This window comes from Streptomyces sp. NPDC046379 (assembly GCF_055587785.1).
On sequence record NZ_JBVJFP010000001.1, the window covers coordinates 355748 to 380246 of the forward strand.

General features: G+C 73.0%; 20 protein-coding genes, 3 tRNA genes and 1 pseudogene. 14 read left to right on the forward strand and 10 right to left on the reverse strand.

Translation table 11 applies throughout. The features are described 5' to 3' along the window. Positions 1-283: 283 nt before the first annotated feature. Entirely contained in the window at positions 284-922 is a 639-nt protein-coding gene (locus ACZ6KF_RS01625) for a CGNR zinc finger domain-containing protein (protein ID WP_356627646.1), read from the reverse strand. Positions 923-1200: 278 nt separating this feature from the next. On the opposite strand from ACZ6KF_RS01625, the pseudogene ACZ6KF_RS01630 reads away from it, so the two are divergent. The 10 genes and pseudogenes from ACZ6KF_RS01630 to ACZ6KF_RS01675 form a co-directional block, all read left to right on the forward strand. Beyond that, positions 1201-1386: pseudogene (locus ACZ6KF_RS01630) on the forward strand (helix-turn-helix domain-containing protein); the annotation flags it as partial. Between the two features lie 57 nt (positions 1387-1443). Next, positions 1444-2118 carry a substrate-binding domain-containing protein gene (locus ACZ6KF_RS01635; protein WP_356627764.1) on the forward strand — a complete coding sequence of 225 codons (675 nt, stop codon included), beginning with the start codon at positions 1444-1446 and terminating at the stop codon, positions 2116-2118. Between the two features lie 230 nt (positions 2119-2348). After that, positions 2349-2765 (forward strand): cupin domain-containing protein, encoded by a 417-nt coding sequence (locus ACZ6KF_RS01640; RefSeq protein ID WP_356627647.1) that lies wholly within the window; start codon positions 2349-2351, stop codon positions 2763-2765. 160 nt (positions 2766-2925) lie between these two features. Continuing rightward, entirely contained in the window at positions 2926-3444 is a 519-nt protein-coding gene (locus tag ACZ6KF_RS01645) for a cobalamin B12-binding domain-containing protein (protein WP_356627648.1), read from the forward strand. Next, a complete protein-coding gene (locus ACZ6KF_RS01650; RefSeq protein WP_356627649.1) occupies positions 3441-4811 on the forward strand; it encodes a methylaspartate mutase in 1371 nt (456 codons plus the stop codon). The genes ACZ6KF_RS01645 and ACZ6KF_RS01650 overlap by 4 nt, the downstream gene beginning before the upstream one ends. A 441-nt stretch (positions 4812-5252) precedes the next feature. Further along, positions 5253-7250: an FAD/NAD(P)-binding protein gene (locus ACZ6KF_RS01655; protein ID WP_469157965.1), complete on the forward strand. Its 1998-nt coding sequence runs from the start codon at positions 5253-5255 to the stop codon at positions 7248-7250. Further along, positions 7247-8953 (forward strand): AMP-binding protein, encoded by a 1707-nt coding sequence (locus tag ACZ6KF_RS01660; protein ID WP_469157964.1) that lies wholly within the window; start codon positions 7247-7249, stop codon positions 8951-8953. The genes ACZ6KF_RS01655 and ACZ6KF_RS01660 overlap by 4 nt, the downstream gene beginning before the upstream one ends. 350 nt (positions 8954-9303) lie before the next feature. Continuing rightward, a complete protein-coding gene (locus ACZ6KF_RS01665) occupies positions 9304-10245 on the forward strand; it encodes a pyridoxamine 5'-phosphate oxidase family protein (RefSeq protein ID WP_469236781.1) in 942 nt (313 codons plus the stop codon). A gap of 62 nt (positions 10246-10307) precedes the next feature. Then, on the forward strand, positions 10308-10502 hold the full coding sequence (locus tag ACZ6KF_RS01670) for a ferredoxin (RefSeq protein ID WP_356627653.1): 195 nt from the start codon (positions 10308-10310) through the stop codon (positions 10500-10502). Continuing rightward, the gene (locus tag ACZ6KF_RS01675) at positions 10499-11683 is read left to right on the forward strand and encodes an NAD(P)/FAD-dependent oxidoreductase (protein WP_356627654.1); all 1185 of its coding nucleotides are present in this window, start codon (positions 10499-10501) and stop codon (positions 11681-11683) included. Before ACZ6KF_RS01670 ends, ACZ6KF_RS01675 begins: the two co-directional genes overlap by 4 nt. Positions 11684-11989: 306 nt before the next feature. On the opposite strand, the gene ACZ6KF_RS01680 is transcribed toward ACZ6KF_RS01675, so the two are convergent. The 6 genes from ACZ6KF_RS01680 to ACZ6KF_RS01705 all read right to left on the reverse strand — a co-directional run bounded on the left by ACZ6KF_RS01680 (position 11990) and on the right by ACZ6KF_RS01705 (position 13879). Then, on the reverse strand, positions 11990-12457 hold the full coding sequence (locus tag ACZ6KF_RS01680; RefSeq protein ID WP_469157963.1) for a cupin domain-containing protein: 468 nt from the start codon (positions 12455-12457) through the stop codon (positions 11990-11992). 280 nt (positions 12458-12737) lie between these two features. Beyond that, on the reverse strand, positions 12738-13001 hold the full coding sequence (locus ACZ6KF_RS01685) for a Txe/YoeB family addiction module toxin (protein WP_469236782.1): 264 nt from the start codon (positions 12999-13001) through the stop codon (positions 12738-12740). Continuing rightward, on the reverse strand, positions 12998-13273 hold the full coding sequence (locus ACZ6KF_RS01690; RefSeq protein ID WP_356627657.1) for a type II toxin-antitoxin system Phd/YefM family antitoxin: 276 nt from the start codon (positions 13271-13273) through the stop codon (positions 12998-13000). Before ACZ6KF_RS01690 ends, ACZ6KF_RS01685 begins: the two co-directional genes overlap by 4 nt. A gap of 211 nt (positions 13274-13484) precedes the next feature. Continuing rightward, positions 13485-13561, reverse strand: a tRNA-Ile gene (locus tag ACZ6KF_RS01695). A 167-nt stretch (positions 13562-13728) separates the two neighbouring features. Then, positions 13729-13801, reverse strand: a tRNA-Asn gene (locus tag ACZ6KF_RS01700). A gap of 5 nt (positions 13802-13806) precedes the next feature. After that, positions 13807-13879 (reverse strand) — tRNA-Asn (locus tag ACZ6KF_RS01705). 158 nt (positions 13880-14037) lie between these two features. Here ACZ6KF_RS01705 and ACZ6KF_RS01710 point away from each other — a divergent pair. From ACZ6KF_RS01710 to ACZ6KF_RS01725, 4 genes are all read left to right on the forward strand, one after another. After that, positions 14038-14343: a YtxH domain-containing protein gene (locus ACZ6KF_RS01710; RefSeq protein WP_356627658.1), complete on the forward strand. Its 306-nt coding sequence runs from the start codon at positions 14038-14040 to the stop codon at positions 14341-14343. Positions 14344-14391: 48 nt separating this feature from the next. Then, the gene (locus ACZ6KF_RS01715) at positions 14392-15846 is read left to right on the forward strand and encodes an FGGY family carbohydrate kinase (protein ID WP_469158577.1); all 1455 of its coding nucleotides are present in this window, start codon (positions 14392-14394) and stop codon (positions 15844-15846) included. 295 nt (positions 15847-16141) lie between these two features. Further along, entirely contained in the window at positions 16142-17875 is a 1734-nt protein-coding gene (locus ACZ6KF_RS01720) for an ABC transporter ATP-binding protein (RefSeq protein ID WP_356627660.1), read from the forward strand. Beyond that, positions 17875-19803: an ABC transporter ATP-binding protein gene (locus tag ACZ6KF_RS01725; protein WP_469158576.1), complete on the forward strand. Its 1929-nt coding sequence runs from the start codon at positions 17875-17877 to the stop codon at positions 19801-19803. Before ACZ6KF_RS01720 ends, ACZ6KF_RS01725 begins: the two co-directional genes overlap by 1 nt. Positions 19804-19843: 40 nt before the next feature. Here ACZ6KF_RS01725 and ACZ6KF_RS01730 read toward each other — a convergent pair whose 3' ends face one another. From ACZ6KF_RS01730 to ACZ6KF_RS01740, 3 genes are all read right to left on the reverse strand, one after another. Beyond that, a complete protein-coding gene (locus tag ACZ6KF_RS01730; protein ID WP_469174642.1) occupies positions 19844-21061 on the reverse strand; it encodes an RNA polymerase sigma factor in 1218 nt (405 codons plus the stop codon). Positions 21062-21214: 153 nt separating this feature from the next. Further along, positions 21215-23119: a DNA primase gene (dnaG, locus tag ACZ6KF_RS01735; RefSeq protein ID WP_356627662.1), complete on the reverse strand. Its 1905-nt coding sequence runs from the start codon at positions 23117-23119 to the stop codon at positions 21215-21217. A 55-nt stretch (positions 23120-23174) separates the two neighbouring features. Continuing rightward, positions 23175-24440 (reverse strand): NAD(P)/FAD-dependent oxidoreductase, encoded by a 1266-nt coding sequence (locus tag ACZ6KF_RS01740; RefSeq protein WP_469236786.1) that lies wholly within the window; start codon positions 24438-24440, stop codon positions 23175-23177. Positions 24441-24499 lie beyond the last annotated feature (59 nt).

The following is a 24499-nucleotide window of genomic DNA, read 5'->3' on the forward strand; positions in this document are numbered from 1 at the left end:
GACCCGGCCACGGGACTCTTCTCGGCAAATCCCCGGCCCACGCGGGACCTACGGTGGTGAGCCCCCGGCCACGGGCCGGTTCGCCGCGCGTCGCGGCGCGACCACGGGCCGACACGTTCGCCATACGCCCCTGCTCGCGGACCTCGCCCAGTACGCCCGGTCGTCCACGGCACACCGGTCGCCGTACGGGCCGGCGCCCGGCCCGCGCTCCTGTGGCGCGTCCCCGTGCTCCGCATGAACCTTTCGCCATAGCCTCTCTAACGGCCTGGGCGACACCGGATCGTTAGCGCCCGCCGGAGTCGCGGCGATGCCCCCCGGCGTGCCGGGCGTAGTGACGGGCGGCCCGGGCGCGGTTGCCGCAGCCGGTGGAGCACCACTGCCGGCGGGAGCGCGCGTGGTCGAAGAAGAACACGCAGCCCGGCGCCGTGCAGGCCCGCGGCTCGATGCCCGAGGCGCCGGAGAGCAGCGCGATCAGGCCGTGCGCGATCTCGGCCTGGACGGCCACCAGGGGCGGGGCGGTGAAGACCTCCTCGGCCGACGGCAGCGCGCCCTCGCGCCAGGTCAGCAGCGGCCACGACCGCCCGACGCCGGAGACCCGGTTGACCTGGGCGACGTCGACGGGGTCGGGCGCCAGATGGTTCACGTAGGCGTGGATCAGCCGGCGGGTCGCGTCGCGCAGCAGCACGAAGCACTCCACGTCGGAGGCGGTGACGGCGCGCAGGGCGCCGGCCGGCAACTGGGTGGCCAGCCGGTCGCGGCAGGCGTCCAGCCACCAGACCAGCCCCGCCGGGACGCGGAGCAGGTCCTGGAGCACGTCGCGCACCGGGAACACGGTGTTGGCGAACTCGATGGGCAGCGGCTCACCGTGAAGCGGAGGAGCGCCGGCCGGGGCCGGTGCAGGCGGCTGCAGGTCTGAAGGCATGTGCACCTCATCGGGCCGAATTCGAGTGCGATTCAAGCGGTTTGATATCCGGGGGAGCTGCGCTCGCTTGTCGTCCGGGCGACCGCATGGCAGGATCTGGATCCTAACGCACTACCGCCGCCGGACCCGTTAGTCTGGCAGCGGGTCCGGCGGGGGGCCAAGTGGGGAAGTGGCCAACCTGCCGGTTGGGGGACACCCGGGGCGCCTGGCACACGGACTCCGCACGGCTGCGGTCGGCGTTCCCCGGGAGCACAGCGGATCGTGTTGCAGGGGGAAACGTGTCGTTAGATCTGGCTCTCTATCAACTCCGTACCTTTCGTGAGGTGGCCCGGCTGGGAAGTCTCACCAAGGCCGCACGAAGCCTTGGTTACGCGCAATCAAGTGTGACGTCACACATTCGATCACTGGAATCCCGGTTAGGTATGCAGCTCATCCAGCGGCTGCCACATGGAGTCAGACTGACCCCATCGGGAGAAATATTCCACGAATACACCCAGCGAATTTTTCATGTGGTCGACGAGATGGCGTCGGCCCTGAATCCGTCCGGCGAGGTCGAGGGGCGGGCCACCGTCGGCGCCTCCGCGCTGCTGCTGGAGACCCGTATCGGCCCGCTGATGCACGACTGCCGCTACCGGTACCCGAAGGTCCAGGTCTCCCTGCGGCAGCTGTCGATCAGCCGCGCCCAGGAGGCCGTGCGCAGCGGCGAGGTGGACGTGGCCCTGGTGCACGGCGACCGCCTGCCCGACGGTCCGCCCGCCGCGGGCATCACCGTGGAGCGCTTACCGGACCTCCAGGTCGTCCCCGTCGGCGCGGTGTCCCTCGCCGAGGCGACCGACCCGGCAAAGGCACTGGCCAACACCCGTGTGCTGGCCGTCGATCCGGACTGCGCCTCGCACCAGGTCCTGGTCCTCGCCCTGCGCGAGCAGTACGGAATCGACCCGGCCGTCATCGAGGCGGGCTCCGTCGGCGGCGCCCGCGAACTGGCCCGCGCCGGCTACGGCGTCGCGATGCTCCCCCAGGAGTCCGTCGGCCCGGCGAACGGCGACGGCGGCCTGGCGGTGCTGCCGGGGCTGCCCCGCGTCCGGCTGAGCGTGCGGGCCCTGTGGGGCGGCCGTGAGCTGGCCCGGCCCGCCGTGACCGCGGTGTGCGACGTGGCGACGCGGATGAGCGAGGAGAAAACCCCGCAGCCCGCCTGACGCGACGCCGCACGAGCCGGCGGGAGGAAGGTGTCCGGAAAGCCGCTGAACCGGTTTCCCGAACACCTTCCTTCCGCTTTTTCGCGTGCCCTTGTCCGCACACCTCCCACACCCCCATCGGAAACCCCGATACCCGGCATCGGTGAATACGCGGATCCTCGCCCACGCGGCCTGCATAGCCTGCTTGACGGCAGCTGAATTGACCGCAGGCCGAAAGAGGGTAAATACCAGTGTCCGACATCTCATACATCCCGAACGCTTTTCGGAGCGGCTTCGAGCTCGACGACCTGAGCTGGGTGGCGTGGGAGGAGCCCGGCCGGATCGGTGTCGAGCACCACGTCCTGTGGGCGCCCGACGAGTCCCAGGGCGAGGACTCGGTGGGCCTGCTGCTGCGCTTCCCCCCGGGCGCGCACGGCGACTTCCACGAGCACCTCGGCTACGAGCTGATGCTCGTCCTGGACGGCGTGCTGGACCACAGCGACGGCATCTCCTACGTCAAGGGCGACCTGGTCGTCGAGGGCCCCGGCACCGAGCACCAGATGTCCAGCCGCACCGGCTGCACCGTGCTCGCCATCCGCACCCGGCCGGCCTCCGCCCGGACGCCGCAGAAGCCGGTGCGTCCGGTGGGCATCACCGCGGCGCCCTGACCCCGGCCGGGCGGGGCGGTCCCACGCCCTGACCGGCCGCCCCGCCCTCCCCTCCGGTCCCCGCTCGTCGTCGCGCCCGGACGCCCCGCACGCCGCACGGCGTCGGCCGTCCCGAGCGCCCTGCCGTCACCCGCGCTCCGCCGAACCGAAAGATCCTGTCGTGACCACGTACCACAGTCAGCCGCTGCCCGGCAGCCCGCAGGCCGCCCCGCAGCACCGCACCGAGGTCGCCGTGGAACAACGCCGCGGTCACCGTGTGCTCGTCTCCAGCGTCTCCTCCGACTCCCACACCTGGAACCTGGTCTTCCTCCAGCTGCTGCTGGAGGAGATGGGCCACGACGTGACCAACATCGGTTCGTGCGTGCCCGACGAGCTGCTGATCGAGGAGTGCCGGCGGGTCCGGCCCGAACTGGTCGTCATCAGCAGCGTCAACGGACACGGGGCGCTCGACGGGGCCCGCGCCGTGCGCCGGCTGCGCGAGGAGCCGGACCTGCGCGACGTGCGCGTCGTCATCGGCGGCAAGCTGGGGGTGACCGGCGCCGAAGCGGGCACCTACGGGCCCCAGTTGCTGGCCGCGGGCTTCGACGCGGTGTTCGAGGACTCGGCGGGCGTCGCCGAGTTCCGCCGCTACCTCAGCGAGTCCGCCACGCCCGCCATCGCAGCGTCGGGCGCCCGGTGAACGGCAACAGGCCTCCGGCGGGCCCCGCCCGGCAGGAGGGCGCGGCCGGCGTCGTCCCGGCGGCCGGACAGGACACGTCCGTCCCGGCGACCGGACAGGGCACGTTCGCCTCCGCGGTCGCCGCAGCGGGCCGGGCCGGGCAGCTGGTCGTCCAGCCCCGCATGGGCTTCGCCGACCTGCCCAGGATGCGGCAGGGGCTGGAGGCGGTGAAGGCGGCGCGCGCCCGGACCGTCGGCACGCTCACCATCGACAGTTACACCCGTGTCGGCGACGACGTCTCCGCCCGCCTCGCCCTGGCCGAGGGCACCGACCTCAACGGCTACCCCATCGTGGCCCACGGCCCCGACACCACGCGGGAGTTGGTTTCCGGGCTGGTCGGGGACGGCTTCGCGATCCAGGTCCGGCACGGCTCGGCCAACCCCATCGGCATCATCCGCGCCCTGCTGGACGCCGGGCTCGACGCCACCGAGGGCGGCCCCGTCTCGTACTGCCTGCCGTACGGCCGGGTCCCGCTGTCCTCCTCGGTCGACGCGTGGGCGCGCAGTTGCGAGCTGCTCGCCTCCCGTCCCGGCACGCACCTGGAGAGCTTCGGCGGCTGCATGCTCGGCCAGTTGTGCCCGCCGAGCCTGCTGGTCGCCCTGTCGGTGCTGGAGGGTGTGTTCTTCCGGCAGCACGGGCTGCGCAGCGTCTCGCTCAGCTACGCCCAGCAGACCCACCGCGGTCAGGACACGGAGGCGCTGCTGGCCCTGCGCACCCTGGCCGGCGAGCATCTGGCCGGCCTGGACTGGCACGTCGTGCTCTACACGTACATGGGCGTCTTCCCGCGCACGACCGGCGGGGCGCTCGAACTCCTGCGGGAGAGCGCACGGCTGGCGGCGCTCACCGGGACCGAGCGGATGATCGTCAAGACGCCGGCCGAGGCGCACCGCATCCCCACGGTGGCGGACAACGTCCAGGCGCTGGAGGAGGCCGCGCTGGCCGCCGCCCAGTACCAGGGCCGTGCCGCGCACACCGACGGGGAGTTCGGCGTGCTGGAGGAGGCGCGGGCGCTGGTCGACGCGGTGCTGGAACTGCACCCGGACGCCGGGCGGGCGCTGGTCGAGGCGTTCCGCCGGGGCATCCTCGACGTGCCGTACTGCCTGCACGCCGACAACGCCCAGCGCACGCGCAGTTACATCGACGCCCGCGGCAGCCTCCAGTGGCACGCCACCGGCGCGATGCCGATCCGCGCGCTGCCCGCGCCGGGGCGCGACCGGCTGCGGGCGGACGACCTGCTGGGCATGCTGTCCCACACCCAGGAGGCCTTCGACCGGGCCGCCCTGACCGGAACCGAGGACCAGGACAGGCCGGCCGCGCTGACGTCCTGACCACCCGTCATGACCCGACCGTCGTGACGACCCGTCATGGCCCGACCGTCGTGACCGCCCGTCACGACCCCACCGTCCAGACCCACCGGCCGGCTCCGCGGGCCGCCCGCCGCGGCGGCGGCGTCCGCCCGTCCGCCGCCCGGTACGGCTCCGGCCCGCCCCGACGACGGAACCCGGCGCCCGCACCGGCGCCCGACCCACCCCGCCGTCCCGCCACACCGGCACTCGGCCCCGCCGCTTCCCGCGCCATCGGCGGCGGGCGGGACCACCCGCCCGCCCGGTGCGCCCCGGCCGCGACAAGGCGACCGGGGCGGGCCGTCCACGGCGGCGCCGGGGCCCCGCGCCGCGCCGGGCCCTCGCACCCGGCGGGCCCCGGCGCCCGCACCCAGTCCACGCGTCCCGGTTACCGGGGCGCTCCTCACCGATCCTCTAGGACCTCCTGTGCCCGGACACATATCCGATACGCGTCCACTCGTCATCGCCATCGTCGGCAGCGGCCCGCGCGGCCTGTCGGTCCTGGAGCGGCTCGCCGTCCGGACCTCGGCCGAGGCCGCCGAGGCGGCCGGTCAAGGCCGGGAACCGCGCCCGGTGCGGATTCACCTCATCGACGCCACCGAGGTCGGCGCCGGCCGGGTGTGGCGCACCGACCAGGACGACTGGTTCACCATGAACACGGTCATCAGCCAGGTGACCATGTACTCCGGCGACCCCGACGGCGGCCCCGACCGGCCCGGCGCCGGCCCGTCGCTCGGGCAGTGGATCGCCCGGCGCGCCGAGGAGGCAGGCGAGGAGCCGCTCGGCCCCGACGACTACGCCCCGCGCGTGCGGTACGGGGAGTATCTCGCCGACGTCTACCGGACCGTCGCCCGCAGCCTGCCCGGCCACGTCGAGCTGGTGCCGGTCACCGGCCGGGTCACCGCCGTGCGCACCGGCGCCGGCCACGGCTACCTCCTCACCCTCGACACCGCGCCGCACCTGCTGGAGGCCGACCGGGTCGTCCTGGCCACCGGTCACCCGGTCAACGCGCCCGACGCCTTCGAGCAGCGGATGCTCGACTTCGCGGCCCGCACCCCGGGCGTGCGCTATCTCTGCGGCGACTCCGCGGCCGACATGCCGCTGGACGAGGAGAGCGTCCCGGCCGGCTCCGCGGTGGGCATCCGGGGCCTCGGACTCTCCTTCTACGACGTGATGCTGTCGCTGACCGTGGGCCGCGGCGGCGTCTTCGAGACCGGCGCGGACGGCATGCTCCGCTACGTGCCCAGCGGGCGTGAGCCGAGGATCGTCGCGGGCTCCCGCAGCGGTCTGCCCATCCCGGCCCGCGGACGCAACCAGAAGGAGCCGTCGTACAGCCACAAGGCGCTGTTCCTCACGCCCGACGCGCTGCGCGCCGCCCGCGCCGCGCGCCGCGCCGAGGGCGGCACCGGGCAGCTCGACTTCGCCGAGGACGTGCTGCCGCTGCTGCTGCACGAGGTGGACCACGTCTACTACGTCACGCACGTCCGCATCGCCCAGGGCGCCGAGGCGGCCGAGGCCTTCGCGCGGGCGCACGCCGACGCGCTGCGCGCCGGCCGGGACCGCACCCCGCTGCTGGCCGCGGCCGGCCTGGCGAACGTGCCGCCGGTCGATCTGAACGCGCTGGCCCGCCCGTTCGGCGACGAGCGGTTCGGCTCGCCGGAGCAGTTCCGCGAGCGGCTGCTGAAGGTGATGGACGAGGACCTCGCCGCGGCGGAGCTGGGCACCCTGGACGGCCCGCTCAAGGCCGCCCTGGACGTGCTGCGGGACATCCGCAACGTGGTCCGTCAGGCCGTCGACTTCGGCGGTCTGCTGCCCGAGTCGCACACGGGCTTCTTCCACGGCCGCTTCCTGCCGGTGAACGCCCTGCTCTCCGCCGGGCCGCCGATGTACCGGGTCGAGCAGCTGCGCGCGCTGATCCAGCAGGGCCTGGTGGAGGTTGCCGGTCCCGGGACCCGCTTCGGCACCGACGAGGAGGCCGGCGGCTTCACGGTGGGCTCCCCCCAGGTCGCCGGTTCCGACCGGGTGGTGCAGACCCTGATCGACGCCCGCATCCCCACCCCCGACCTGCACCGGGACACCTCTGCGCTGACGCGCCGGCTGCTGGAGGAGGGCACGGTGCGGCCGTACGTCATCGAGGGCCCGGACGGCGGCCGGTTCGTCACCGGCGGGCTCGAGGTGACGGACAGCCCGTTCCACGTCGTCAACGCGCAGGGCGTCGTGCAGCGCGACCTGTACGCGCTCGGCATCCCGACCGAGCACACCCGGTGGTTCACCCAGGTCGGCAGCAGCCGGCCCGGCGTGGGCACCCTGTTCTACCGGGACGCCGACGCGATCGCGGTGGACAGCCTGCGCCCGCTCGACGAGCCGGCGGCCGGTGAGCCGGACGACGCCGACGCGGTGGCGGCCCGGGGAGGCGCGGCATGACCGAGTCCGAAGCGACCCGGCGGTTCCGGGCGGCCCGGGACCTGCTGCTGCTGCACCGCACGGATCTGGCCAAGGCGTCGGCCGAGTTCCGCTGGCCGCGCCTGACCGAGTTCAACTGGGCCCTCGACTGGTTCGACCGGGTCGCCGCCGCCCGGCCCGGCGCCGCCGCGCTGCGGATCGTGGGCGACGGCGGCCCGGACACCGACCGGGTGTTCACCTTCGCGGACCTGGCCCGCCGCTCCGACCAGGTCGCCACCTGGCTGCGGTCGGTGGGCGTGCGCCGCGGGGACCCCGTGCTGCTGATGCTCGGCAACCGGGTGGAGGTGTGGGAGACGCTGCTCGCCGCGATCAAGCTGGGCGCCGTGGTCATCCCCACGTACACCACCGCGACCCCGACGGAGCTGGCGGACCGGCTGCGGCGGGCGGACGTGCGGTACGTCGTCGCGGAGGGCGGCCTGGCCGGCCGGTTCGACGCGGCGGCCGACGGCCGGCCGCGGGCCTGGACGGGCATCGGCGTCGGCGGCGCGGCCGAGGGCTGGCTGCCGTACGAACTGTCCACGGGCGCCGGCACCGACTTCTCCCCCGACGGTCCCACGCCCGCGGACGCGCCCCTCTTCCGCTACTTCACCTCGGGCACCACGTCCCTGCCGAAGATGGTCGAGCACACCCACGTCAGCTATCCGGTGGGCCATCTGTCGGGCATGTACTGGAACGGCGTCACACCCGGCGACGTCCACCTCAACATCTCGGCCCCCGGCTGGGCGAAGCACTCGTGGAGCTCCTTCTTCGTGCCGTGGAACGCCGAGGCGACGGTGGTGGCGCTGGACTCGGCGAGCAGCACCCCGGCGCGCATCCTGGAGGTCCTGCGCACCCGCGACGTGACGGCGTTCTGCGCCCCGCCCACGGTGTGGCGCGGGATGGCGGCGCTCGGCCTGGGTGAGCGCCCGCCGCTGCTGCGGGAGGCCACCGCGGCGGGCGAGCCGCTGGAGCCGTCGCTGATCGAGCTGGTCGCCCGCCAGTGGCGGGTCGACCTGCGCGACGGGTACGGCCAGACGGAGACGACCGGCCAGATCGGCAACCCGCCGGGACGCATCCCGGTCCCCGGCAGCATGGGCTACCCGCTGCCCGGGCACACGGTGGTCCTGGTCGACCCGGAGACGGGCGCCGTGGTCGAGGACGGCACGCCCGGCGAGATCTGCCTGGACCTGACGGACCCGCCGCTCGGTCTGATGCGGGGCTACGTCGGCGATCCGGACCGCACCGCGAAGGCGCTGGCCGGCGGCTACTACCACACCGGCGACCTGGCGGTCCGCGGCCCGGACGGGTCCCTGACCTATCTGGCGCGCGCCGACGACATGTTCAAGGCGTTCGACCACCGCATCTCCCCGCGCGAGCTGGAGGACGTCCTGCTGCGGCACCCGGCGGTGGCCGACGCGGCGGTGGTCCCGGTGCCGGACCCGGTCGGCCTGTGGGCGCCGAAGGCGTACGTGGTCGCCGCCCCCGGTCACGCCGCGGGGCCCGCGACGGCGTGGGCGGTCCTGGACCGGGCGCGCTCCGAGCTGCCGCCGGAGAAGTGGGTGCGGGTGCTGGAGTTCGTCCCGTCGCTGCCGCGCACCACCTCGGGCAAGGTCCGCCGCGCCGAGCTGCGCGAGCGGGGCGCGGGGGGTGCGGAGTACCGCGTCGAGGCCGCGCCCCGGGAGTGATCAGGCTTCCGGGCTCACAGGGCCCGGGACCCGGCATCCGCCGGGTCCCGGGCCCTGTCGTGTGCGCACGGCCGTATGCCCCCGTCCCCCGTCCGCCGCCCGCCGCCCGCCGTCCACCGTCCACCGGTATACGGCCCCCGTCGCACGACGACAGCCGGCCCCGCCCACCCATGACAACCGGTCATTCCTTGATCAGTGGTTGATTGATCGCCCCCTAACCGCTAAATTTGATGTCAACGGTTGCGACGTGGGATCGCCCGCACAGGCGGCCCCGCCGCACCGGCCACCCGCAACACAACGCAACGCCCGTATGCGACACGGACGCATCCGACGCTCGGAAAGGAGACGCCGTGGGCACTTACCACAGCGGTGAGATCGCGGTGCAGGAGCTGGCCGGCCTCGCCGACCAGGCCCGGTTCTCGCTCGGCGGCATCGGAGAGACCGTCCCGCCCGTCGCGCGGGACTTCCTCGCCGAGCAGCCGATGATCGTGCTGGGCGGCGCCGACGCCGACGGCCGCATCTGGGCCACCCAGCTGACGGGAACGCCCGGCTTCCTGCGGGTCCCCGACCCGCGCACCCTCCTCATGGACGCGCTCCCGCTGCCCGAGGACCCCCTCGCCGGCGTCCTCGGCTCGGCGGCGTCCGCCGACGGTCCGACTCCCCAGGCCCCGGCGAGGATCGGCATGATCGCCATCGAGCCGGCCACCCGCCGGCGGATGCGGATCAACGGCCGGGCCCACCGCACCGGCGACGGCCTGCGCGTGGACCTGGACCAGGTGATCGCCAACTGCCCCAAGTACCTGCAGAAGCGCGACTACACCGTCGAGGCCCCGGACCCGGCCGCCGCCCGCGCCGTCACCACCGGCGACGCGCTCACCGACGCCCAGCAGCGGACCGTGAGCGCGGCGGACACGTTCTTCGTCGCCACCGCCTCCGACCGCGGCGACGCCGACGCCTCGCACCGCGGCGGCAACCCCGGCTTCCTCCAGGTCCTCTCCCCCACCCTGCTGCGCTGGCCCGACTACGTGGGCAACGCCATGTTCCTCACCCTGGGCAACCTGCGGCTCAACCCGGCCGCCGGAATCCTGGTGCCCGACTGGCGGACCGGCTCGGTCCTCCACCTGTCCGGCACCGCGCGCACCGTGTGGGACCCCGAGGAGATCGCCAAGGTGCCCGGCGCCCAGCGCCTGGTCGAGTTCTCGGTCGAGGCCGTTCGGGAGGTCTCCGCGGCCTCCCCCCTGCGCTGGAGCGAGCCCGGCTACTCCCGCTTCAACCCTCCGGTGCTCACCTGAGCCCGGCCCCACCCCCCACCATCCCCGTCCCTCCCAGGCCCCCGACCGCAACGGAGCCAGCCATGCACATCACCGTGGACATGAACATCTGCGAGAGCCACGGGCAGTGCGTCTTCGCAGCGCCCGAGATCTTCTCCTTCGACGACGAGGACTACCTCGTGTACGAGGCCGACCCGTCCGACGCGCTGCTCGACAAGGCCGAGAAGGCCGCCGCCGTCTGCCCGCTGCGCGCCATCACCGTCTCGCCCGCCTCATGAGAGCCGTCGTCGTCGTGGGCGCCTCCCTGGCCGGCCTGCGGGCGGCCGAGGGCCTGCGCGCCCAGGGCTTCACCGGCACGCTGACCGTCGTCGGCGACGAGCCCCATCCGCCCTACGACCGGCCGCCGCTGTCCAAGCAGGTGCTCACCGCCGCCGAGACCCCGCCCGTCACCCGGCTGCCGCAGGCGGAGGCGCTGAACGCCGACTGGCGCCTCGGCAGCGCCGCGGTCGGCCTCGACCTCGACGCGCGCGCGGTCACCCTCGCCGACGGCGACCGGGTGCCGTACGACGGTCTGGTCATCGCCACCGGATCGGCCGCCCGCGAATGGCCCGGCGAGCAGCCGCCCCCGCCCGGCGTGATCACCCTGCGGGGCTGGGACGACGCGCTCGAACTGCGCACCCGTCTCGAACCGGGACGGCGGCTGGTCGTCATCGGCGCCGGCTTCCTCGGCGGCGAGATCGCGGCCGCCGCCCGCGCCCGGGACGTGGACGTCACGCTGGTGGAGGCCGCCGCCCAGCCCCTGGAGCGGGCCGTCGGCGCCGCGGTGGGCGCCTACATCGCCGCCCTGCACCGGCAGGCCGGCATCGACCTGCGCACCGGCAGCACCGTCAGCGGCTTCCACACCGGGCCGGACGGCCGGCTCAGCGGCGTGGAACTGTCCGACGGCTCCACGCTGTCGGCGGACACCGCGGTGCTCGCGCTCGGAGCGGTGCCGTCCACCGGCTGGCTGGCCGGTTCCGGCCTCCGGCTGGAGGGCGGCGTCCACTGCGACACCCGGCTGCGCGCCCTGCGCGACGACGGCTCGGTGGCCGAGGGCGTGGTCGCGGCGGGCGACGTGGCACGGGTGCCGCACCGGCTGGCCGGCGGCGAGCGCCTGGCGCTCGGCCACTGGACCAACGCCGTGGAGCAGGGAGCGGCCGCCGCCGCCACCCTGCTGGCGCCCGGCACCGCCGAGCCGTTCACGGCCGTGCCGTCCTTCTGGTCGGACCTGTACGGCGCCCGCATCCGCTCGGTGGGCCTGCCCTCCGCCGCGGACGAGGCCCGCGTCGTGGAGTACGACCTGGCACGCCGTCGGCTGGAGGTCGGCTACCACCGGGCCGGACGCCTGGTCGGCGCCCTGACCATCGGTCGTACGGGCCGCCTGGCGTCCTACCGCGGCGCCCTCCAGGAGGCCGCGTGACACGGCCGCCCGGAAGGAAATACCGGAAGGATTAGAAAACCGGAAGGATCAGAAAAAACGATACGGCGGAGCGGGTGAGAAACCCGCTCCGCCGTATTCTCTTTTCCGGCCCGGAGGCGGCGAATTACGGACGGCCGGTACAGGAAGCCCGGTCCAGAATTCCACCCTCGCGCATTCGAGCCGACCCGCCCGGAACACGTTCCCGCCACGCTGCCCGCTCCCCACCGAAGGACCGAGAAAACCGCCCTCCGTCCGGTGCGGACGAAGGGCGGTTCCGGGGTGGCCGGACCGAGCCGGCCGGCCGGCTCAGTCGAAGTCGCAGTACTTCGGCGCCTCGCGCTCGTAGCGCAGCGGGGTGCCCTCCGGCTTGAGGTAGGTCAGGTGCAGCTCGATCGGCTCGGTGCCCTCGTTGACACCGTTCAGCGGCATGTTGCCCTGCTTGATGAAGGAGGTGCCCTGCGGGAAGACCTCCTCGGTGCAGTCGGCGTTCCGGCGGGTGATGGTGCCCTTCTGCACGGTGAGGACCACCAGGCCGGGGTGGATGTGCCAGCCGGTGTCGCCGCCGGGCTGGATCGTCAGGGTCTGCTCGACCACGTCGGTCACGTTCCGGACGCGGAGGTCGTGCGGCTGGATGAACTCGCCCTCGGCGGTGGTGACGGCCGTCAGGTCGTGCGCCGGGCTGGCGACCGCGACCTGGGCGACACCGGCCAGCACGGCGGCGGCGGCCAGGGTGGTGAGAACCTTTCCGTGACGGGAAAGAAGGGTCTTCCGCATTTTCCGGTTCCTCTCGGGGGTGGGAGCAACTTCAGGGGGGCGGCGTTTCAATTTCCTGAGAGGAATACTAGAAACAGATCGAGGCCCACCACAACGGAAATGCCATTCGATAAACCGATGGGGCGATGCGCGCCACGAATACCGCACAGAACGGGCATCACGCGGGAATCCCGAGAAATCACGGGCTCTCGGCCGAGCGGACCGAGCGGCCGGCCAGGACCGGACGGGCGGCATCAGGACGCAGGCCACACAGGCCGGGAGCCGCGCCGTCCGGGGGACGTCAGTCGTGATAGTGGTACCGGGCCTTGAGGATCTTCACTTCCTTGTCGTCGGCCCGGTACACCAAGCGGTGTTCGTCGTCGATCCGGCGGGACCAATAGCCGGACAGGTCGCCCTTGAGGGGTTCGGGCTTGCCGATGCCGTCGAAGGGGGTGCGCTGGATCTCGCCGATCAGCCGGGTGATCCGGCGGGCCATCTTCCGGTCGGACCCCAGCCAGAACAGGAAGTCCTCCCATCCGTCCGCGTCGAAGTCGACGCTCCTCACTCCTCTCCCCCGGCCAGCTCCCGCAACTCGTCAAGGGTCTTCGCGACCGTCCCCGAGCCCGCCCTGTCGCGGGCGACGGCTTCCATGAGCCTCTTCGCGTTGGCGGGTGAACGCAGGAGGTAGACCGTCTCCTGCCAGGACTCGTAGTCGTCGGCGGACATGAGGACGGCGTCGCCGCCCTTCGAGCTGATACGGATGGTGGTGTGGTCGTCGTTGACCCGCTTGATGAGCGGGAAGAGATCCTTGCGGGCCTCGCTGGCGCTTATGGTCATGTGCCGCACCCTTCTGTGACCGGTACGGGATACAGTACAAGACTGGTACCATTTTCTGGTACCAGTCTTCTGGTCGGAGCGATGGCTGCCAAAGCGAAGCGCCGGAGGGCCGGGAGGGGTGCATCGACGCCGGCGGCGCCGCTGTGACGGGCGCGAGTACGGACGGCTCCCGCCAGTGCCGGTCGGGGCGAGTCTTCCCGCGTAGCGGTGGTGGTGGGGCGGGTGGGACTCGAACCCACGGCCGACGGATTATGAGTCCGCTGCTCTAACCGGCTGAGCTACCGCCCCATAGCGGCGTGTCGCGTACATGTGTGCGCGCCGTCTGCCGCAGCATAGCCGCTCATACGATCTCCTGCTCCGGGCGGCCGGCTTCGCACGACCTTGAGGACTCCGCCGCGGCCCGGACGGTTCCCCCGGACATGAAAAAGGACCCCGCAGGGTCCTCGTTCAGGCTGCTCCCCCGACTGGACTCGAACCAGTAACCTGCCGGTTAACAGCCGGCTGCTCTGCCAATTGAGCTACGGAGGACCGAGCTCCCCCGACTGGACTCGAACCAGTAACCTGCCGGTTAACAGCCGGCTGCTCTGCCAATTGAGCTACGGAGGATTGCCCCAGGTGCATCGAACGCGTCCGCCCGGGTATCCGCCAGGGGGCGCGCGCTCGCTGCGACACATACATTAGCGCAAGCAGGGGGGTGCTCCGCCAATCAGTACCTCCCGGCTCCGGCCGGGGTGCCGGAGACCAACTGTAGAAGGGTGGCCGTCATGCGTTACCGGCTCACGTTCGCCGTCGGACTCGCCCTCGGTTACGTGCTGGGGACACGGGCCGGGCGGGAACGCTACGAACAGCTGAAGAAGTCCGCACGCCAGATCTCCCAGAACCCGGCCGTCCGCAACACCGCGGAGACCGCCGCCCACCAGGGCCGCGAGTTCGCCGGCAAGGCGTACCACGTGGTCAGCGACCGGATGGGGGACCGGATGCCCGACTCGGTCGCCCAGCGGGTGCGGTCGCTGCGCGAGCGCAACGGCTCCCGGACCGGGGCCGACGACTGGGGGACCGGCGCCACCTGACCGACCGTTCGGCACGGGCACCCCGGGCGGTACGGCAGAATTTCCGGCATGGGGATAGTCGCCGGGTTGGACAGTTCGCCCGATTTCACTCGTATCGTCGTCTGCGACGCGGACACGGGGGCCGTGCTCCGGCAGGGGTACGCGCCGCACCCGGTGGAGAACACCGAGGGCGGCGGCCGGCCCAGCGACGTGGATCCGCAGGCCTGGCTGCTGTCCCTCGGCGAGGCCGCCGGCGGCGGGCTGCTCGAGGGCGTCCAGGCGATCGGGGTCTCCGCACAGGCCAACGCGGTGGTGCCGCTGGACGCCCAGGGCGGCACCGTACGGCCCGCCATGGTCGGCGCGGACAAGCGGGCGCAGGTCGCCGCGGCCGATCTGGTCGACGCGCTCGGCGGGCGCGAGGCGTGGGCGCAGGCCGTGGGCTGTGTGCCGCAGGCCGCGCACGCCGTGACCAAGCTGCGCTGGCTGGCCCGCAGCGAGCCCGAGGCCGCCGCCCGCACCGCCGTGCTGCTCCAGGCCCACGACTGGCTGGTGTGGCAGTTGCTGGGGCGGCCGGTGCGCCGCACCACCGACCGGGGCGGAGCCTCCGGGACCGGGTACTGGTCCGCCGCCACCGGCGCCTACCGGCCCGACCTCGTCGAACTCGCGCTCGGCCGGCAGGCCGTGCTGCCCGAGGTCATCGGCCCGTCCGAAGCGGCCGGTACGACGCCGGAGGGGCTGCTGATCTCCGCCGGCACCGGCGACACCATGGCCGCCGCCCTGGGGCTCGGCCTGGGTCCGGGCGACGCGGTCGTGTCGCTCGGCGCGTCCGGGTCCGTGATGGCCGTGCACCCCGAGGCGCTGTACGACCCCACCGGCACCATCACCTCCCTCGCCGACGCCACCGGCATGCACCTGCCCGTCGTCACCACCCTCAACGCCGTGCGCGCCCTGCGCGGCACCGCCGAGCTGCTCGGGCTGCCCGACCTGGAGAGCCTGTCCGACCTGGCGATGAAGTCGACGCCGGGCGCCCACGGCCTCGTCCTGCTGCCCTACCTGGAGGGCGAGCGCACGCCGAACCTGCCGCACACCGCCGGGACCCTCACGGGGCTGCGGCGGGAGTCGATGAAGCCGGAGCATCTGGCGCGGGCGGCGTTCGAGGGGATGCTGTGCGGGCTCGCGGACGCCCTCGACGTGCTGCGCGGGCGCGGGGTGGAGGTGCGGCGGATCTTCCTGCTGGGGGCCGCCGCGGAGCTGCCGGCCGTGCAGGCGGCGGCGCCGTCGCTGTTCGGCGCGCAGGTCGTGGTGCCGCAGCCCGCCGACTACGCGGCGATGGGCGCGGCCCGGCAGGCGGCCTGGGCGCTCGGGGTGTCCCGGGGCGCCCTCGACCCGCACACCCCGCCGGCCTGGCAGGGCGCGGTCGCCCAGGTGCTGGAGCCGGGCGAGGAGCTGGCGGTGGGCCAGGCCGTGCGGCAGCAGTTCGTGTCGGTGCGGGAGCAGACCCATCCGGGGGCGTTCCGCCCGTAGGGCGAGGCGCGGACCCATCGGCGTCCGCCTGTGGAGGGGGTGGGACGCGCTGCGGTGCGTGCCGCCCTTGTGTGCGAGCCGACGCACCCCGGCGCGTTCCGTCCGCCGGCGGGGCGGGCGCGTCCCGGCGCGTGCCGCCCGGGACCCTCGCGGGAGCCGGCCCGTCCCGGCGCGTTCCGCGCCGTGGCACCCGCCTGATGGGTTAATCGGTTGAGGTAACGCGGGTGGAGTGCCCGACGATGGGTGCCAGGGGCAAGCGACCGGCCCCCGTCGCCCACACTCCGAGAGAAGCAGCGTGCTCATACGACTCCTGCGGACCTATCTCAGGCCCTACCGAAAACCCATCGCCCTGCTGGTGCTGCTGCAGTTCGTGCAGACCTGCGCCACCCTCTACCTGCCGGTGCTGAACGCCGACATCATCGACAACGGTGTCGTCGCGGGCGACACCGGCTACATCCTCGGCCACGGCGGCCTGATGATCGGCGTCTCGCTGGCGCAGGTGGTGTGCAACATCGGCGCCGTGCACTACGGCGCCCGTACCGCCGCCGCGCTCGGCCGTGACGTGCGGGCCTCGGTCTTCGACCGGGTGCAGTCGTTCTCCGCGCGCGAGGTGGGCCACTTCGGCGCCCCCTCGCTGATCACCCGGACCACCAACGACGTCCAGCAGGTGCAGATGCTGGCCCTGATGTCGTTCACGCTGATGGTGTCCGCGCCCATCATGTGCGTGGGCGGCGTCGTCATGGCGCTCGGCCTGGACGTGCCGCTGTCCGGGGTGCTGGTGGCCGTCGTGCCGGTGCTCGGCCTCGCGGTGACGCTGATCGTGCGCCGGCTGCGCCCGCTGTTCCGGTCGATGCAGGAGCGTCTGGACACGGTGAACCGGGTGCTGCGCGAGCAGATCACCGGCAACCGCGTCATCCGCGCCTTCGTGCGCGACGAGTACGAGCAGCGCCGCTTCGGCCGGGCCAACGCCGAGCTGACGGAGGTGTCGCTGGGCACCGGCAGGCTGCTGGCGCTGATGTTCCCGATCGTGATGACGGTGGTGAACCTGTCGTCGATCGCGGTGGTGTGGTTCGGCGCGCACCGCATCGACAGCGGCGGGATGCAGATCGGCGATCTGACGGCGTTCCTCGCCTATCTGATGCAGATCGTGATGGCCGTGATGATGGCCACGTTCATGTTCATGATGGTGCCGCGCGCCGAGGTGTGCGCCGAGCGCATCCAGGAGGTGCTGGACACCTCCTCCAGCGTGGTGCCGCCCGCCGCCCCGGTCACCGAGCTGCGCCGGCACGGGCATCTGGAGCTGCGCGGGGCCGGCTTCCGCTACCCGGGGGCCGAGGAGCCGGTGCTGCGGGCCGTGGACCTGGTGGCCCGCCCCGGCGAGACGACCGCGGTGATCGGCTCGACCGGCAGCGGCAAGTCCACCCTGCTGGGCCTGGTCCCACGGCTGTTCGACGCCACCGAGGGCGAGGTGCTGGTCAACGGGGTGGACGTACGGACGCTGGACCCGAAGCTGCTGGCCGGGACCGTCGGCCTGGTCCCGCAGAAGCCGTACCTGTTCGCGGGCACGGTCGCCACCAATCTGCGGTACGGCAATCCGGACGCGACGGACGAGGAGCTGTGGCACGCGCTGGAGGTGGCGCAGGCCAGGCAGTTCGTGGAGCGGCTGGAGAACGGCCTCGACGCGCCGATCGCGCAGGGCGGCACCAACGTCTCCGGCGGCCAGCGGCAGCGGCTCGCCATCGCGCGGACGCTGGTGCAGCGGCCCGAGATCTACCTGTTCGACGACTCCTTCTCCGCGCTCGACTACGCCACCGACGCCGCGCTGCGGCTCGCGCTCGGACGGGAGACGGCCGGGGCGACGGTGGTGATCGTCGCGCAGCGGGTGTCGACCATCCGGGACGCGGACCGGATCGTCGTGCTGGACGAGGGCCGGGTGGTCGGCACGGGCCGGCACCACGAGCTGATGGCGGACAACGAGACCTACCGGGAGATCGTGCTCTCCCAGCTGACGGAAGCGGAGGCCGCCTGATGGCCGGTCCGATGGGACGGATGATGGCCGGGACCGGCCCCGAGCACCGTTCGATGGACTTCCGGGGCTCGGGCAGACGGCTGATGGGGCACTTCCGGCCGGAGCGGCTGACGCTGGCCGCGCTGGTGGCGTGCGTGGTGGTCAGCGTGGCGTTGAGCGTGGCCGGTCCGGCGATCCTCGGGCGGGCCACCGACCTGGTCTTCGCGGGCATCGTCGGGCGGGAGATGCCGGCCGGCGAGAGCAGGGCGGAGGTCCTGGAGGCCATGCGCGAGCGCGGCGACGGGGACGTGGCCGACATGCTGCGCGGCACGGACTTCCGGCCGGGCGAGGGCATCGACTTCGGCGCGGTCGGGGACGTGCTGCTGCTGGCGCTGGCGGTGTTCGCCGGCGCGGGGCTGCTGATGGCGGTGGCGACGCGGCTGGTGAACCGGGTCGTCAACCGGACGATGTACCGGATGCGCGAGGACGTGCAGAAGAAGCTGTCGCGGCTGCCGCTGTCGTACTTCGACCGGCGGCAGCGCGGCGAGGTGCTCTCCCGCGCCACCAACGACATCGACAACATCGGGCAGACCCTGAACCAGTCGATGGGCCAGCTCATCAACTCGCTGCTGACCATCATCGGCGTGCTGGCGATGATGTTCTGGTTGTCGTGGATCCTGGCGCTGGTGGCCCTGGTGACGGTGCCGCTGTCGCTGTACGTGGCGACGCTCGTCGGCAAGCGGTCCCAGCCGCACTTCGTGCAGCAGTGGCGCACCACCGGCAAGCTCAACGCGCACATCGAGGAGATGTACACCGGGCACGCGCTGGTGAAGGTGTTCGGGCGGCAGGAGGAGTCGGCGCGGCAGTTCGCCGAGCAGAACGATGCGCTGTACGAGGCGGGGTTCAGGGCGCAGTTCAACAGCGGGATCATGCAGCCGCTGATGTTGTTCGTGTCGAACCTCAACTACGTGCTGGTCGCGGTCGTGGGCGGGCTGCGGGTGGCGTCGGGTTCGCTGTCGATCGGCGATGTGCAGGCGTTCGTCCAGTACTCGCGGCAGTTCTCGATGCCGCTGACGCAGATGGCGTCGATGGCGAACCTGGTGCAGTCGGGCGTCGCCTCGGCGGAGCGGGTCTTCGAACTGCTCGACGCCGAGGAGCAGTCGGCGGACCCGGTGCCGGGGGTGCGGCCGGAGCAGCTGCGCGGGCGGGTGGCGCTGGAGCACGTGTCGTTCCGGTACGAGCCGGACGAGCCGCTCATCGAGGATCTGTCGCTGACGGTGGAGCCGGGTCGCACGGTGGCCATCGTCGGTCCGACCGGCGCGGGGAAGACCACGCTGGTGAACCTGCTGATGCGGTTCTACGAGGTCTCCGGCGGGCGGATCACGCTCGACGGGGTGGACATCGCGGCCATGTCCCGCGACGAACTGCGGTCCGCCATCGGCATGGTGCTCCAGGACACCTGGCTGTTCGGCGGCACGATCGCGGAGAACATCGCCTACGGCGCCCCGCGGGAGGTCACCCGCGGGGAGATCGAGGAGGCGGCGCGCGCGGCCCACGCCGACCGGTTCGTCCGGACGCTGCCGGACGGCTACGACACGGTGATCGACGGCGAGGGTTCCGGGGTCAGCGCCGGGGAGAAGCAGCTGATCACCATCGCGCGGGCGTTCCTGTCCGATCCGGTGATCCTGGTGCTGGACGAGGCGACGAGCTCGGTGGACACCCGCACCGAGGTGCTGATCCAGAAGGCGATGGCCAAACTGGCGCACGGGCGGACGTCGTTCGTCATCGCGCACCGGCTCTCCACCATCCGGGACGCGGACACGATCCTGGTGATGGAGGACGGCGCGATCGTCGAACAGGGCGCGCACGCCGAGCTGCTGGCCGCGGGCGGCGCCTACGCGCGGCTGTACGAGGCGCAGTTCGCGCAGGCGCTGGCCGAGGTGGACTGACCCGGCGGGGCGGGGGCCGCCGCCGGGCGGCCCCCGCTCCTCACTCCAGGTAGCCGCGCAGCTGGTCCGCGTAGGCGTGGTCGCGGAGCTTGTTGAGGGTCTTGGACTCGATCTGCCGTATCCGCTCGCGGGTCACGCCGAAGATGCGGCCGATCTCCTCCAGGGTGCGCGGGCGGCCGTCCATGAGGCCGTAGCGCAGCTGGACGACCTTGCGCTCGCGCTCGCCGAGCGTGGACAGCACGGCCTCCAGGTGCTCCCTGAGCAGCAGGAAGGCGGCGGACTCCACGGGTGAGGCGGCGTCGCCGTCCTCGATGAGGTCGCCGAGCGCGACCTCGTCCTCCTCGCCGACGGGGGCGTGCAGGGAGACCGGTTCCTGGGCCAGTCGCAGTACCTCGCCGACGCGTTCGGGGGTGAGGTCGAGCTGGGCGGCGACCTCGGCGGCGGTGGGCTCGTAACCGCGTTCCTGGAGGAGGCGGCGCTGCACCCGGACGACCCGGTTGATCAGTTCCACGACGTGCACGGGGACGCGGATGGTGCGGGCCTGGTCGGCCAGGGCGCGGGACATGGCCTGGCGGATCCACCAGGTGGCGTAGGTGGAGAACTTGTAGCCGCGGGCGTAGTCGAACTTCTCGACGGCGCGGATGAGTCCGAGGTTGCCCTCCTGCACGAGGTCGAGCATGGTGAGCCCGCGGCCGACGTACCGCTTGGCGACGGACACCACCAGCCGCAGGTTGGCCTCGATCAGCCGCCGCTTGGCCATGCGGCCCATGACGACCAGCCGGTCGAGGTCGAGGGCGAGTTCGCTGTCGAGGTCGGGGGTGCCGGCCAGCTTCTCCTCGGCGAACAGCCCGGCCTCGACACGCCGGGCCAGCTCCACCTCGTCGGCGGCGGTGAGCAGCGGAATGCGGCCGATCTCCCGCAGGTACTGCCGGAACAGGTCCGAGGACGGTCCGCCGGGCTCCACCCGCACGGGGGCGGCCGGCTCCTCCGGCTCGGGCTCCACGACGGCCTCGGGCTCCACGACGGCCTCGGGCTGCGCGCTCGCCTCCGGTTCCGCGACGGCCTCGGGCTCCGTGCCGGCCCTGGGCTCCGGCCCGGCCTCGGGCGGGGCCGCGGTGAGGGCCTCGCGGTGGTGCAGCAGGCGGCTCTGCGGCGGCACGGCCGCGAGCACGTCCGGCTCGGCGTCCGGCTCCGCGCCGTCGGTGGTCATCTCGGTGTGGACGAGGGTCTGGGTCTGCACGGGGGCGACCTCCAGGATGTTCGCTGCTGAGACGAACGCAGCGCTGCTCGGGGGACGGAGCCGAACGGCCTCGCTCCGTCGGCTCGGGCACCGGACCCAGTGTGGGGTACGACACACACCCGCCACGAGGGTCGTGCGGTGACTTTTTGCGTCCGGTCCGTGACGGCCTGCTCAGAGGGCCGCGGCTCCGTGCTCGCGCAGGGACTGGTCGTACTGCTGGAGGACCCACAACTCGTTCTGCACCGCGGCCAGTTGGGCCGGGTCGGCGCCGCCCGACAGCCGGGTCAGCTGGGACTGGACGTCGCGGATGCGACGTTCCACGGCCCGCCTGCGGACCTGCACGAGCTGTTCGCCGGCGTAGTTCTCGTCCACCGCGCGGCGCATGATCGCCTCGACGGCCAGCTCCGTGACCATGGCGCGGACCGTGTCGTCGGGGGCGGCCTCGCGGACACGGACCAGGTACTCCTGGGGGTCCTGGACGCCGTACTCGGCGCCGCCCGCGTCCAGGATGGCCTGGCGTACGGCGGCGTACGGCGGGGCGGTGAACTCGTCCACGCCGTACGCGTCGAAGGCCGGGGAGACCAACTCGGGGCGCTGGAGGGCGAGTTTGAGCAGCTCGCGCTCGGTCGCGTACACCGGGTTGCGCAGGTTGAGGGCGGGGCCGGTCAAGGTGGGCCGGGGGGCGGCCTCGTAGGCCGGGGCGGCGGGGCGGCGGTCGGGGGCGGGACCCTTGCCGCCGCGGTCGCGGGCCCAGCGGGCCAGCTGCGCCACCCGCTTGACGACGAACTGGGTGTCGAGGATGCCGAGCATCCCGGCGAGCTGGACGGCCACCTCGTGCTGGGCGCCGCTGTTCTTGATGCGGGCGACGACGGGGGCGGCCTCGTCGAGGGCGGCGGCGCGGCCCGCCGGGGTGTCGAGGTCGTAGCGGCTCACGATCTGGCGCAGCGCGAACTCGAAGAGCGGGGTGCGGGGCTGGACCAGGTCGGCGACCGCGTCGTCGCCCTTGGCCAGGCGCAGGTCGCAGGGGTCCATGCCGTCGGGGGCGATGGCGATGTAGGTCTCGGCGGCGAACTTCTGGTCGTCCTCGAAGGCGCGCAGGGCCGCCTTCTGGCCGGCCGCGTCGCCGTCGAAGGTGAAGATCACGCGGGCCGAGCCGTTGTCCATCAGCAGCCGGCGCAGGATCTTGATGTGGTCGCCGCCGAAGGCCGTGCCGCAGGTGGCGATGGCGGTGGTGACGCCGGCGAGGTGGCAGGCCATGACGTCGGTGTAGCCCTCGACGACGACCGCGCGGGAGGTCTTGGCGATCTCCTTCTTGGCGAGGTCGATGCCGTAGAGGACCTGCGACTTCTTGTAGATCGCGGTGTCGGGCGTGTTGAGGTACTTGGGCCCGTTGTCCGCCTCGTACAGCTTGCGGGCGCCGAAGCCGACGACGTCGCCGCCGATGTCGCGGATCGGCCACATCAGCCGGCCCCGGAAGCGGTCGATGGGGCCGCGCCGGCCCTCCTGGGCGAGGCCGGAGAGGATCAGCTCCTTGTCGGTGAAGCCCTTGCCGCGCAGGTAGCGGGTGAGGTGGTCCCAGCCCTGGGGGCTGTAGCCGACGCCGAAGTGGACGGCGGCGGCCTGGTCGAAGCCGCGCTCGGCGAGGAAGACCCGGCCGGTCTCGGCCTCGGGCGAGAGCGCGAGCTGCTCCGCGTACCACTCGGCGGCGATCTTGTGGGCCTCGACCAGCCGGATCCGTTCGCCGCGCTGGTGGGCGGGGTTGTAGCCGCCCTCCTCGTAGCGCAGGGTGATGCCGGCCTGGGCGGCGAGCCGCTCGACCGCCTCGGAGAAGGTGAGGTGGTCGACCTTCATCACGAACGTGATGGTGTCGCCGCCCTCCTGGCAGCCGAAGCAGTGGAAGAGGCCCTTGCTGGGGCTGACCTGGAAGGACGGCGACTTCTCGTCGTGGAACGGGCACAGCCCCTTGAGGTTGCCGCCGCCCGCGTTCCGCAGCTGGAGGTACTCGGACACGACGGCGTCGATCGGGACCGCGTCCCGTACCGCCTTCACGTCCTCGTCGTTGATCCGTCCTGCCACGCGTGAATTCTACGGGGGTGGTGCGGCGCCGGACCGCCCGCGGAGGGCGCGGGACTCACGGGAAGAGGGTGTCCAGCGGCGTCTGCGGGTCGGCGAGCGCCTCGGGGTCCACGCGCGCCTTCGAGCGGATCAGCCGCTGGACCGGTTCTGTGACGTCCCACACGTTCACGTTCATCCCGGCCAGTACCCGGCCGTCCTTCACCCAGAACGCGATGAACTCCCGCTTCCCGGCGTCCCCGCGGATCACCACCTGGTCGTAGGAGCCCGGGGGCGCCCAGCCCGAGTACTCCATGCCGAGGTCGTACTGGTCGGAGAAGAAGTACGGCACCCTGTCGTACGTCACGTCCTGGCCGAGCATCGCGCGGGCCGCCGCCGGACCGCCGTTGAGCGCGTTGGCCCAGTGCTCGACGCGCAGCCGGTCGCCGAACAGGGGGTGCGGGAAGGCGGCGACGTCGCCGGCGGCGTGGATGTCGGGGTCGGAGGTGCGCAGGCGCGCGTCGACGGCGACGCCGCCGCCGTGCGCCCGGTCGGCCAGCTCCAGCCCGGCGGCCTCGGCCAGGGCGGTGCGCGGGGCGGCGCCGATCGCCGCGAGCACGGCGTGCGCCGGGTGCTCCTCGCCGTCGCCGGTGCGGGCGGCCAGGACGACGCCGTCCTGGCCGACGATCTCGGTGAGCCGGACGCCGAAGCGGAGGCGGACGCCGTGCTCGTGGTGCAGCTCGGCGAAGAGGCCGCCCAGCTCGGGGCCGAGCACTCCGTGCAGCGGGGTCGGGGCGGGCTCCACGACGGTGACCTCCGCCCCGTACTCGCGGGCCGCCGCCGCGACCTCCAGGCCGATCCAGCCGGCGCCCGCGATCACCAGGTGCCCGTTGTCCCGGCCCAGGGCGGCCAGGACGCCCTTGAGCCGCTCGGCGTGGGCGAGGCGGCGCAGATGGTGGACGCCGGCCAGGTCGGTGCCGGGGACGTCCAGGCGGCGCGGTTCGGCGCCGGTGGCCAGCAGCAGTTTGTCGTAGCGCACGACGGTGCCGTCCTCGCCGAAGCGGACCGTCTTCGCGGCGCGGTCGACGGCGGCGACCGTCTCGCCGAGGTGCAGTTCGATGTCGTGGCGCGCGTACCAGGCGGGTTCGTGCACGAAGACGCTGTCGCGTTCCTGCTTGCCGAGGAGGTAGCCCTTGGACAGCGCGGGCCGCTCGTAGGGGTGGTCGCGTTCGTCGCAGATCAGTATCACCCGGCCGCTGAAGCCCTCCGCCCGCAGCGTCTCGGCCGCCTTCGCGCCGGCGAGCCCTCCTCCGACGATGACGAATGTCTGATCCGCGTCGACCACTGTGCCTCCTCGTGAACGTTCCGCCACCTGCGAGCGTCCCGCACGGAGCGTGATGGGGG

Excerpts from the sequence above, each read along its gene's own strand:
- ACZ6KF_RS01625 (WP_356627646.1), bottom strand. The coding sequence starts at position 922 with ATGCCTTCAGACCTGCAGCCGCCTGCACCGGCCCCGGCCGGCGCTCCT.
- ACZ6KF_RS01635 (WP_356627764.1), top strand. The coding sequence starts at position 1,444 with ATGGCGTCGGCCCTGAATCCGTCCGGCGAGGTCGAGGGGCGGGCCACC.
- ACZ6KF_RS01660 (WP_469157964.1), top strand. The coding sequence starts at position 7,247 with ATGACCGAGTCCGAAGCGACCCGGCGGTTCCGGGCGGCCCGGGACCTG.
- ACZ6KF_RS01670 (WP_356627653.1), top strand. The coding sequence starts at position 10,308 with ATGCACATCACCGTGGACATGAACATCTGCGAGAGCCACGGGCAGTGC.
- ACZ6KF_RS01675 (WP_356627654.1), top strand. The coding sequence starts at position 10,499 with ATGAGAGCCGTCGTCGTCGTGGGCGCCTCCCTGGCCGGCCTGCGGGCG.
- ACZ6KF_RS01680 (WP_469157963.1), bottom strand. The coding sequence starts at position 12,457 with ATGCGGAAGACCCTTCTTTCCCGTCACGGAAAGGTTCTCACCACCCTG.
- ACZ6KF_RS01690 (WP_356627657.1), bottom strand. The coding sequence starts at position 13,273 with ATGACCATAAGCGCCAGCGAGGCCCGCAAGGATCTCTTCCCGCTCATC.
- ACZ6KF_RS01710 (WP_356627658.1), top strand. The coding sequence starts at position 14,038 with ATGCGTTACCGGCTCACGTTCGCCGTCGGACTCGCCCTCGGTTACGTG.
- ACZ6KF_RS01715 (WP_469158577.1), top strand. The coding sequence starts at position 14,392 with ATGGGGATAGTCGCCGGGTTGGACAGTTCGCCCGATTTCACTCGTATC.
- ACZ6KF_RS01725 (WP_469158576.1), top strand. The coding sequence starts at position 17,875 with ATGGCCGGTCCGATGGGACGGATGATGGCCGGGACCGGCCCCGAGCAC.